The organism is Listeria rocourtiae FSL F6-920 (assembly GCF_000525975.1).
Classification (GTDB): domain Bacteria; phylum Bacillota; class Bacilli; order Lactobacillales; family Listeriaceae; genus Listeria_A; species Listeria_A rocourtiae.
This window is the reverse complement of record NZ_AODK01000017.1, coordinates 1-12,788: the sequence shown is the minus strand read 5'-3', so window position 1 is coordinate 12,788 and position 12,788 is coordinate 1. Positions and strand designations below refer to the sequence as shown.

The window sequence follows — 12,788 nt, the reverse complement described above, 5'->3', positions numbered from 1 at the left end:
TGAATGCCAATGGAAAAAACGTATTTTAACTTCCGAGAATGGTCTACCACAACCCGAAAATCCCACGAAAAACCACTACATGACAAAGTATGGCGGCTGTTTGATGTCTTCGCGGCTATCTTTGCTCTAATCATCTCCCTCCCTATCCTCCTTACTATTGCCACAACCATCAAATTCGAAAACTGGAAAGCTCCGATTTTCTTCAAACAAAAGCGAGTCGGCAAAGATGGCAAAACCTTCTATATGTATAAATTTCGCTCGATGTACGTCGATGCAGAAGCGCAACTGGCTAAGCTTCAGGCGCAAAATGAAATGGACGGCCACATGTTTAAGATGAAAGACGATCCCCGCATTACCCGCGTCGGCAAATGGATTCGCAAAACGAGTCTCGACGAATTCCCCCAATTTATCAATATTTTAAAAGGCGATATGTCCTTCGTTGGACCTCGTCCCCCCTTGACGTCAGAATACGCGAACTATTCAAATCGCGATAAAAAACGTCTCCTCGTAACACCCGGATGTACCGGTTTGTGGCAAGTCAGTGGCAGAAACAACCTGACTTTTAGCGAAATGATTACCCTTGATCTGCAATACATTGAAAAAAGATCCATCACTTTCAATATCAAGATTTTATTACTCACTTTCAAAGAATTTACGAGCAAAGGCAATGGTATGTAACAACGGCTGTCTAGAAAGTTGATTTTTAAAAACAAGTTTCTGGAAAATCCCTGTTTTTGAAAAAATGTTTGGTAAAGTATACGTAGGCAAACAAATAGGAGGTGAGGAGAATGTGAAGTGAGGCCGAACTACCCAGTAGAACAGTAAACAATTATTTATTCCTCGAAATAACATCCCTCATAAAATCTTTTAATAATACCCCAAAATTCAAGTTATAAGACAGACTCTTATAACAAAAGGAGAACTATAAAACATGAAAAAGCAAATCCCATTTAACGTAGTACCTACGAAAAAGGTAAAGAAAGCACTCTTCACAACCTTAGCAACAGTAACAGTTCTATCTCAAATGTTAACCGTCTATCCAACAACAAGTGCAGCAGCTGAAGGTTCCGAAATTGGAACAACAGAAGCACCAACACGAGTAGGCGATTTCGCGACATTGAAACAAATTATTTCACAAGATAATGGCATTACAAATATCGAATTAACAGCAGATATTACGATGACAGCAGGAATTCAAATTAACAATAAGAAGACAGAACTAACAATCAATGGTAACGGTCATACTTTGACAGAGAGTAAAGTAGCTATAAATGGAGCAGACCAAACAATTTTCGCTTACACTGGCTCAGCGATGAAAACAATGAATATCAAAAACTTAACAATTCGTGGCACACATTACTACTCACCGTTTACAGTATATGATGGTGTCAAAGGTGTAGTACAGAACTTTGAAAATATCGATTACATCGGACCTCAATTTGTTTACAATATCAATGGAGCAGTTAATTTTTCAGGGAAAAACAAAATTGTAAACGGACAAGGCGTTGACAATTTAGGAACACTAAATGAACTGGTTCAAGCAAACAGCGTTACAATTGACGGTGAATTTATCGGTGAGCATAACACAACAGGAACATATGCTTTTGCCCTATACGGAACTAATCCATATTTCATCATTAAAGATGGTGCAAAAGTAGATATCGCAGCAAACGGTGGAGAACTTCTGTATGCTCCAGCAAATACAGCAAACTTTATCGTAGGTAAAAACGCAACGTTTAATCTTAATACGCTTCGTGAAATGTTCCCATATGCAATGGCTAACATAACATTTGATACGAGCTCTACAACAACAATTAATCGTACAGACATTTCAGCTGCATCATTAATGCTAGTAGGGCAGACTCTTACTATAAATCCAAATGCAAGTTTAGTAGCGCAACAACCAGCGACATCAAACGCAGCAGCGCATATTATCCGCACAACAGCTGCAAATGCAGTAATCAACATCAATGACCCACGTAAATTAGACCTAAATGCAAACGGAACTGGTGCTAACCGCGTGTTCTCAGCTTATGGTAAAACAACAATTAACTTCAAGAACTTAGCAGAAATCGGTGTGTTTAATCCAACAAACAAAACAGAAACACCAAACCTAGCGTGGCAAGAAGCTACATTCCAAGTTATTCAAGCATCTGCTCAAGCTGGAATCGTTCAAGTAGGCGCACTTTCATCTACTGGTGATATCCAAACGAAATTCGTATTAGCAGACGCAAAACGTATTACAACAACAGGAACAGTTGAAATCGCACAAAAAGCAGTAAGCGAACTTTTCACTAACAACGATCCAGCAACAGATACAATCAAAGATACAACAACACAAGCAAAAATTGATGCAGCACAAAAATTAATCGATGTAGTAACAGATACAGTTGAAAAAACAGCATTGCAAAAAGATTTAGATCGCGCTCAAGAACTTTTAAATGAACGTAACGCAGTAAGCACAGATAAAGAACGTCAAGCAGCAGCACAAAAAGCAGTAAACGAATTATTCACGAGCGATCAACCATCAACTGATAAAATCAAAGATACAACAACACAAGCATCTATTGACGACGCACAAGGATTAATTGACCTAGTAGTTGATCCAACAGTAAAAGCAGCACTACAAAAAGACTTAGATCGTGCGCAAGAATTGTTGAACGAACGTAACGCAGCAAATGCGGCAGAAAAAGCACGTCAAGAAGCAGCGCTAAAAGCAGTCAATGAACTATTCAACAGCGACAAACCATCAACAGACGCAATCAAAGACATCACGAACCAAGCAGCCATTGATGCAGCGCAAAAATTAGTAGACGCAGTAACAGATCCAACAGTAAAAGCACAATTACAAAAAGACTTAGATCGTGCCCAAGAATTATTAGATGCACGTAACGCAGAATTAGCAGCAGAAAAAGCACGTCAAGAAGCAGCACTAAAAGCAGTCAATGAGCTATTCAACAGCGACAAACCATCAACAGACGCAATCAAAGACATCACGAACCAAGCAGCCATTGATGCCGCGCAAAAACTAGTAGACGCAGTAACAGATCCAACAGTAAAAGCAGAACTACAAAAAGATTTAGACCGCGCTCAAGAATTACTAGATGCACGTAACGCAGCAGCATCATCAGAGCAAGAGCGCCAAGAAGCAGCGAGAAAAGCAGTAGATGAGCTATTTACTAGCGACAAGCCATCAACAGACACAATCAAAGATACAACAACACAAGCTTCTATCAACGCAGCACAAAAATTAATAAACGTAGTAACAGATGAGGCAGTAAAAGCAGAACTACAAAAAGATTTAGACCGTGCGCAAGAATTACTAGATGCACGTAATGCAGCAGAGGCAGCAGAAAAAGCACGCCAAGAAGCAGCCCAAAAAGCAGTAAACGAATTGTTTAACAGCAATAAACCATCAACAGATGCAATCAAAGGTTCGACAACACAAGAAGCCATTGATGCAGCGCAAAAATTAGTAGACGCAGTAACAGATCCAACAGTAAAAGCAGAACTACAAAAAGATCTAGATCGTGCGCAAGAATTACTAGATGCACGTAATGCAGAAAAAGCACGTCAAGAAGCAGCTCAAAAAGCGGTAAACGAGTTGTTCACGAACGATACACCAGCATCAAACGAAATCAAAGACCCAACAATTCAACCTTCTATTGATGCAGCACAAAAAATAATCGATACAGTAACAGATCCAGCAGTGAAAGCACAATTACAACGAGATCTAGATCGCGCTCAAGAACTATTAAACATGCGTTCATCAACAGTTGGAACAATCACACCAGCAGACTTCCTAATCGGTGGCGACAAGTATGTTACAGGAACATTCACAGGAAGCGTAGCGAAAATCTCTCTACTAGTGAATGACAAAGAGTACACTGGCGGATCAGTCAAAGCAGACGGAACATTCACCTTCTACGCAAACGACAAAAACATCAAGAAAACAGATGCAGTATTCGCAGTAGCATACGACAAGTACGGCAAAGAACTAGAAAGAACAAAAGTGAAATTCGTCGTCGTAACAGCAGGTAAAATCACACCAGCAACATACAACTTAGCGTCTGACAAAAATATCACAGGAACGTATACGGAAGATGTAACAAAAGTAACCGTAACAGTTGGCGATAAAGTGTATAAAGGTGGAACAGTAGCAAACGGAGCCTTCACATTCTATGCTTTTGACAAAATCAAGAACGCAACAGACGTTGTAACCATCCACGCCTACGACTCAGTTGGTAAACTACTAGACACGAAAACATTGAAAGTAGTAACAGGCGTACCAGTTGTAACCAAAGGTAGCATTACAGTGAACGACATGTTAGTACCAGGCGACAAAAACATCACAGGAACATATACAGATGACGTACACTATGTCGTAGTTACAGTAGACGGTACAGAGTATAAAGGCGGTACGTTTGTAGATGGCGAATTCAAGTTCTACGCTTTCGACAAAATCACAAGCGCGTCTAGCCAAGTAACAATGAAAGCTTTCGACAAAGCTGGCAAACTATTAGACACGAAAACAGTGAAACTTGTAGCACCAGCAAAACCAATCTCAGGCCTTGTTAACCCGAACACATTCACATTTGGAACAGATAAAAACATCACAGGAACATATTCAGGCGATGTGAAATCGGTACAAGTAACAGTTGGCGAAACAGCATATAAAGGCGGCACATTTACAGACGGCGAATTCAAATTCTACGCTTATGACAAAATCAAGTCCACAACAGATACAGTTACTATTAAAGCATTAGATAAAGACGGTAACGTATTAGACACGAAAACAGTAACAGTAGTAGCAAAATAATAATTTAGAGTTGAGCGGTGACCCGATTTTTACAGGGTTGCCGCTCTTTGTTGGGGCTGTTCGAATAAAAAGAGTTACAGCCCCAATATACATGAGAGCGGAGCGAGCATGTAAACCACCCCCCGGCTGTTCGAATAAAAAGAGTTACAGCCCAATATAAGCGTGAACAACGTGAACGGCTAATCCATATGATACGCAGAGCTATGACCTGACGAGGAAGACTTATAGTTCTGTTTCTAAATTAAGTAGCAAGCTTATTTTGACAAAATGGTAAAAATTGCTTACTATAGATAAAACAGAGATATAGTGCTATGAATAGGATTTATTACAAATAGTTAAGTAATTTTATTTCTATATATGTGATAAAAAGCACCAATCATCTCTAACAACAATGAACGGAGGAAGATGAAATGAATATCGTAATTTTAGGCGCTTTTGGACATCTTGGAAAGGCGGTTTATCAACTTTTAGAACCGCTGCCGAACGTCAATTTAACATTGTTTGGACGAGAGAAAGCGAATATCGAGGTAGCTTCGACAACGAAAGTTATTTTTGGCGGTGCAACGAGCACAGCAGACCTAGAGGAGGCACTTCGTGGTCAGGATGTTGTTTTTTCTACGCTTGGTCCGTTTCATGTGGAGGCTTTCGCGAAACCATTGGTGGAGACAATGGAAAAACTGGATGTGAAAAGACTTTTTTGGACGACACAATTCCAAATTAAGCAAGATGAAGTTACGGCGGAAAATATAGCGTTAGCTCAGACTTTTGGTTTTGACGAGGAGACAGAGCGAACGTATGTGGCAAATCAGAAGCTTGGAGCGCAGATTATTGAAGGTAGTGGTCTTGATTATACGCTGTTGATGCCACATTTCTTTAAATATGATAACAGCGTCGCAAAAGTGATTCTGCAGGGTGAGGATGAAACGGTGAAGGGCGGGCCGATTAGTATTTATAGTTTGGCGGTTGGTCTTGTTTATTTATTGCTTCGACCTGAACTTTATAGTAAAGCAGGTGTTATTATTTCTGCTACTGAGTGAAGTCAAAAAAGCCTCAAAGATTTTTGTATCTTTGAGGCTTTTGCGTATTCTAAATAATTAGTACAGTTACCGTTTGAATCTCGCCACCTAATAAATCGTAGCCAGTTAAAGTAACAATATCTGTCCGATTTTTAATCAATGGTTTCGCGTAATACTGGAAATCTGGTCCGGTTGGTGGAGTATTGATAGTAGTCTGCTTCACGTTGTTCACAGTCAAGCTAATTCGTGTTACATCCCCTGTAAATTGACCTTTGACATAGCCATCCGTGCCAATTAGGAAGGGATTTACTGTCACACCGCCATTTGCAGATGTTACTGGAACTACTTTTGTGCTAACGATATCACCGGCTGTGTTATAACCAACCAATTCGATGATATCCGTAACTTTTGTGATGTTTGTTTTTGCATAGTATTTAATTGTGCCATCGGTTACGTTAATGCGTTGTAAGGCTACTTTGTTAATTTGTAACTCAACTTTCGCCACATCACCAGTGAATGTACCAGTTACGTAACTATCTTTGCCGACTTTGAATGGTGCGATAGTGTCAATACTTCCAGGTAAGCTGATGCCGTTTAGAACAGTGACTGTTTTAGTGTCTAAGACTTTTCCAACGTTATCATAGGCGGTTAGTTTGACGTTGTCGCTTATGTTGCGAATCACATTATTCGCATAGTACTTAAAGTCTGTTGGTGACACACTAATTTTTGTGCCCTCAACGTTATTGACTGTTAAGCTAATTTTTGCTATATCCCCAGAAAACTGTCCTGTTACATAGTTGTCTTTACCGATTTTAAATGGTGCTAGTGAATTAATAGCTCCGGTTGTGCCGGCTTCTTTTGCGATTGTAACAGTCTTGGTATCAAGGACTTTGCCGTTATTATCATAGGCTGTCATCTTCGCGTTGTCTGTCAAGTTGCGGATGACTTTATTCGCGTAGTACTGGAAATCGGTTGTTGTTACAGTAATTTTAGTACCTTCCATATCACCTACTGTCAAGCTAATTTTTGCCACATCGCCTGAAAATTGTCCGGTGATATAGTTGTCTTTGCCAAGATAGAATGGATTAAGCGTTAGTTGTCCAGCTGTTGCTTTTTGTACGTTTACCTTTGTTTTTTGTAATTCGTTGCCCTCTTTATCATAGCCAATCATGTTGACTTGATCAGTTGGTGCATTGATTTTGCCTTTTGCGTAATACTGGTACGGAGAGCCTGTTGCATTGATTATTTGTTGCATTGTACCGTTCACTTCGAGGGCTATTTTCACTACATCGCCAGTGTATGTGCCTTTGACATAGCTATCGGTTCCGATGACAAAATCGTTTGTTGTGATAGTCCCAGATGTTTTGCCTCTGTTTGCTAGTAATTCTTTTGCTTTGTTTAAATTGGTTTGTAATACTGATTTTGTAGCTAAATCAGCAACAGCGTCTACTGCTTTTTGTGCTGCATCGATAGCTTTTTGATCCGTTTCAGCTTTGATCGTCCCAGAAGTAACATTATCGTTGGTGAATAGCGCTTGGACAGCTTTTGTTGCGGTTTCTTCTTTTTGCGCTTGTTCGGCTGATGCACCATTATCAACCATTGGGCCCCAGTTGTTTGTTGTGAATGCGCGGATAGTAAGTTTTGTTGTTTTTGGAAGTACTGTTCCTGCTGTATATTTTGTTGCTTTGTTTGATACAATGCCGTCTGCACCCATTGGATCTGTTCCGTCTGTCGTGTAGTATACATCGGTGTTGGCATTAGGATTTTGTAATACAACACCAGATCCGCTCGGTACGATGTTAACGCTTTGTAGTGTATGCGCCATACCGTATTTTGTCCACATCTCTAGGTTGTATTTCACGCGATCAGGAACTTGTGCTTGTGTTTTGACTTGGGCGGCTAACCAATCTTTGTAAATAGTTGTTCTGGCACCCATGAATGCTGCATCTAGTTTGTATGCTGCATCAATTTGCTGTTGGTTTTCTAAAATAAGCTGTCTCACGTTTGCAACGGATAATGGCGCGTCTGTTGCACCCGCGAAATCACCATTTGCTGGACCGATTTGTTTTAAAACTTGATCTTTAACGAGCGTTTTGAACTCTAGGTTACCAGCTGTTGGAACAGTCATGCTATCACCTGAAAAATTACCGAATAGAACGCCAGCACCTTTTCTTGAGTTAGCATCTGCCCATTTGTAGCGATATGTTCCGCCTCCACCTACGAAGACAGAAGAGCTTGTACCGGTACCGCCGTTATTGTAGAAGGCGCCGTCAGTATCATTGATGTTGAATTTCATCTTAATGCCATTACCGTTTAAAATATCATTGGAAACGACCGCGTCAACTTCTTGTTCGGTGTCGATAAACATGAAAAGAATTTGTGTCTTGATGAGGTCTTCTACATCAACATAGTTTTTAAATTCTTGGAAGTTTTTCGCTGTTGCAACTGCTTTTACTTTTGTTAAAATGTTTGCATCACCTTCGCCTGCTTCTACGATACCAGGAATGAAGTAGCCGTCTTGGAAACGGATTTTCGTGTAGTCGTCATCGCTGTCGCCGAAGTATTCTTCAAACATGTTTTGACCAAAATCTTCACGCATTGTTTTAACACCCATGTACTTACCGTTGTAGTAGTAGTGTACGTATTTTGTGTGTAGAGAGAGTTTACCCATGCGTTGTGCTAACGTGTCTGTCACAGTCTCATCATAGCGATTGTAGCCAAGGTTGTAGACATCGCTTTGTGGGCCGTCTTGCCCTTCTTTCAATTCTAGCTTGCTGAATTTACCTACGACTGGGAATGCTTCGCCAGGCGTTGCGTCAAAGAAGTTGTATTTTGCTTTTTTGGCGTTGTAATCACGATGGAATTTCACTGCGACGCCGGAGTTGAATTGTCCTGCACTTGCTTGACCGAACTTTTTAGCGCCAGAGTAATTGACGTAGTTAGTTCCGCCAGCTCCCATGTGTGAATCTAAATACTCGAATGTTCCAGGGCTATAAGAAATAGCATCTAAGTCTGCCACGGCACCGGTCACAGAAACAACTGGAAAATCATCGATGGCTTGTGCGTATTCATCGCTGGTAATGTTTGTTTTGAACTGCCATAGATAGCCTGATGTAACTTCGTTTTTGTAGTTGTCGCGTAGAACGTAGGTGTTAGAAAGTACGCCTGTGTTCCCCGTTGCATCGTAACCATAGACTTTGACTACTGTTGTTTTGCTAATCGTAATTGGACCAGTATAAGTGGTACCTTTCGTTGCGCTAGGCTCGCTGCCGTCTAGCGTGTATTTCAGTGTGATGCCTGGTTTAGAAGTCATTGTTAAATCAAAACCACTGTCATACATGCCACGATCTTTGTTAAACTGTACGGCATAATTGCTTTGGCCGCTGTTATTAGATGTGCCAAATGTTTCCGAGCTGAAAAGTGTTAATGTTTTGCTTGCATCAGTTTGGCGCCCGAATGTTTGATTATAAGCTTGCTTCGTATACTTGATGGAGTCTACTGTTTTAAATTCAGAACCGACTTTTGCGGATAAAACAACGTCTCCGCTACCGCCGATTTCGAAGCTTAGATGGTTATTCCCTAGTTCAGGTGCTTTATCGGAATACAACACACGGTATCCTTTTGCTGGAATCACTAGGTTTGAAAATTCGAATTTGTCGAGTGTTTTTGTTTTGTCGGTCAGGTACGTACCTTTTCCTAAAACAACTGGTACATCATTGTCGTTGTAAAGTTCAACCCATGCGTCTTTAGAGCTTGCTGTACCTTCTGATGACAATTCGTTGATGTAGACATTGTTGATTTTGTCTGGTGTTGCAAGTGCGCCTTCGATACTTGGCCCTTTGCCGTTGTTCTTGTATTTAATGATAAGTCTTGCTGAGTTAGCACCGCCGCCTTGGTAGACGCTACCGATATAGTTGTCACCATCGATGCGGAATGCCATAGATTGGCCATTTTTCCAGCCGTTGAAGCGGTTTTCATTGATAAGATCTTTTAAGTTAGTTGTGCGAACAATTTGGTTGGCTGCTGTGAATGCTGGTTGATTGTACTTCACGACTAAATTACTGTAGGGACGTGAAGTGATGTTTCCGGCCGTACTATTGTAGATTTCAGGATTACCACCGAGTTCGGTACGAATCTCCATGTTGGAGCTTACTTTTGCTGTATTTGCTGCCGATGTTGTGAATTCCAAATAGGCATCTTCAATTTCCGCAGAATCTGGAAGTGTGACATTATTGAAACGGAATGCAGAGATGTCTTTGTAAACAGGAGTAAGAGTAGCTGTGTAGTACCCACCGATTCTTAGGTTAGCATTGAGATTTATTGCTTTTGCTGTACCGTACTCTTCTGCGTCATCGTTAACTGTCGCCACTTGAGCACGTGAATCACCGCTAGCAGAGTAATATTCTAATACTAATTTTGGAGCTGTTGCCGCGCCTCCTTCATAAGAGCGAGCAATGTAAGAGCCGGTTTTGTCTCCATCCACTTTGAAAACGAGGTCTTTCAACTCTGTGTCTTCATCGCGCATTTCATTGATAACTTCTGTTAAATCCCCTGTATTCACAAAATCATTAACAGCTACTTTTGCAGGTGTGGTTGATTTAACGACTGTATTTGTCAATGTGCGATCTGTAAAAGATGCTACTGTCGCTGCGAAAGCATCACCGTTTCCAACTTCCCCAGCAACTGATAAATTCGTTGGTGTGCTTGAAGCTGTTGATGTTGAGAACGTTAGATAAGCTTTTGTAATCACGGCATCAGCTGGGATAGAAACATCTGCAAAACGAACAAATGTGGATTGTGGTATAGCATTTAGGAGGCCGTGTAAATTCAGTGTTGTACTTGTCGAATTGATAGTAGTAGGGCCAACCATTACGTCATCAGATCCTGATTTGACACTGTATTCTTTAGTTGCTAAAGGAATCTGTTCTGCGTCATCACGAATCGAGTAGATATATGTTTGTACGCCGCTATTTTGTTTAGAATTATAGGCATATGCTTTTAGTGTTACGTTCTTATCAACCGTGATTGGGCCTGTATAAGTTTTTCCGTTTGTTTCACTTGGTATAGAGCCATCTGTGGTATATTTGATTGTGTTGATACTATCTGTGTTTAGAGTCAAGTTGAAAGCTGATTTGTACACACCAGTTTTTTGACTAGGTGTAATCGTTACGATTGGAGTAGCATCATTGTTCGAGCTCTCGTACGTACCTGTTTGGTAAGAAACAAGATGACTGTCAGCATCGTTAAAACGGCCTAAAGTTTCATCAAATTCCATTTTTTTTACGGCAAAACTATCTTGTGTGTGAAAGCTACCACCGTATTGTGTAGTTAGGTAGAGTGTTGTGTCGCGGTCTCCTAGTGTGAAATTAACAGAAGCGTTATCTTGTGTCCCATTCGCCTTCACAACGCGGTAGCCTTTTGCTGGTATATAGAGATTTTTCAGCTCTGACTTGCCTAAATTAGCAGCTTCATCAGATAGAAAAACACCATTTTTAAAAAATACAGGTGTATCATTGTTGTTGTAAATCTCAATCCAGCCACTATTTTGCACGTCTGTACCCATACTTGCGACTTCGTTAATAAATAAGTTTTTCATTTTTGCAGGATCTATTACAACATCTGAACCAATTGCGTCATTTTCACTGTACGTATATTTAATAACTAATTTTGGCTGTAAGGATGTATCGGCGGTTCCACCTTGATAAATACTTCCAATATAATTATCACCATCGACTTTAAAAGCAAGCGAGTTCCCATTTTGCCATCCCATTAGGCGGGTTTCGTCGATAATACGTTTTAGATTAGGTGTTCGAATGACTTGTTTAGCTGTTGCGAAAGAAGGTTGTTCATATTTCACCGTGGATGCTGTGTAATTACGGCCACTGATGTTTCCAGCTGTGCTTGTATACGTTGCAGGATTACCTAGTTCGGCTGAAATAACCATGTTGGAAGTCTTATTTATGACGGTTGCTTTAGTTGTGAATTCTAGATAAGCATCGTCAATTTTTGCATTTTCCGGCAAGTCTACATTCGCAAAACGGAACGCAGAAAGATTTTTGTTTGCTGGTGTTAGCGCAGTAGCTGTGTAGCCACCGATTTTCATTTCGTTGTTTAAGGCGATTGTCTTTGCTGTACCGGATTCTTCTGCGTCATCAGATGTTGCACCGATTTTTGTATTAAATTCACCAGATGGCGACGTGTACTCAACCATAAGTTTTGGCGCCATTGCTGCACTAGAATCGAATGAGCGCATAACAAAAGAACCTAGACCGCTACCGGTTACTTTGAATACATAGTTTTTTATATCCGCAGTATTTGCGCGCATTTCTTTCATAATTGGTGAAACATCATTTGTATTGAAAATGGTATTTGTAGTAACAGTGGGAGTCGTCATAGACATCGAGGTGTTTGTGAAAGTCCGGTTTGTAAAAGAGGCGACGGTACTTGTAAAATCTGCTTGTGAGCCGAGTTCTCCGGTCACATTGATTGTGGTAGATTGTGTTGCCGAGGAGGCATCGCGGGTTGTAAATGAAATGTATGCTTTCGAAATCTTTGCATCTGTTGGTAGGTTTACATCGGTAAATCGTAAATAAGTCGCCTGTGTTGTACCTGCTATTTGTAAATCAAGACCAGTACTTGTTAAATTTACTGTGCTACTTGTTACCTCTGCGTCATCTGTGCTTTTCTGAATAGGAAATGCTTTGGCAAAGGAAAATGTTTGGTTTTCATTTGCAGTATTTGTAGATTGTGTCGTCGGCTGGCTTTCGGCGAATGATCCGATGTTTCCAATCGAACTAGGTACCATTAATGATACAATCATTGCCATTGATAAAACTTTTAATCCAATATTTTTCTTTCTTTTCATGTTTAAATTTATAACTACTTATGCATCATTCTCTATGATCGGCAGTTATATCCTCCTTGTTTTAGCTAGAATAGTTTACATATTTTTT

4 protein-coding genes are annotated in these 12,788 nt (G+C 40.4%); 3 read left to right on the top strand and 1 reads right to left on the bottom strand.

The genetic code is table 11. The features are described from left to right. Nucleotides 1-9: 9 nt before the first annotated feature. From PROCOU_RS06590 to PROCOU_RS06580, 3 genes are all read left to right on the top strand, one after another. Nucleotides 10-678, top strand: a complete 669-nt coding sequence (locus PROCOU_RS06590) for a sugar transferase (protein ID WP_036070721.1) — start codon at nucleotides 10-12, stop codon at nucleotides 676-678. A gap of 253 nt (nucleotides 679-931) precedes the next feature. Next, a complete protein-coding gene (locus PROCOU_RS06585) occupies nucleotides 932-4,819 on the top strand; it encodes an immunoglobulin-like domain-containing protein (protein WP_036070718.1) in 3,888 nt (1,295 codons plus the stop codon). Between the two features lie 410 nt (nucleotides 4,820-5,229). Further along, the gene (locus PROCOU_RS06580; RefSeq protein WP_036070715.1) at nucleotides 5,230-5,856 is read left to right on the top strand and encodes an NAD(P)H-binding protein; all 627 of its coding nucleotides are present in this window, start codon (nucleotides 5,230-5,232) and stop codon (nucleotides 5,854-5,856) included. 49 nt (nucleotides 5,857-5,905) lie between these two features. On the opposite strand, the gene PROCOU_RS06575 is transcribed toward PROCOU_RS06580, so the two are convergent. After that, nucleotides 5,906-12,700, bottom strand: a complete 6,795-nt coding sequence (locus tag PROCOU_RS06575; protein ID WP_036070712.1) for an immunoglobulin-like domain-containing protein — start codon at nucleotides 12,698-12,700, stop codon at nucleotides 5,906-5,908. Nucleotides 12,701-12,788: the final 88 nt, after the last annotated feature.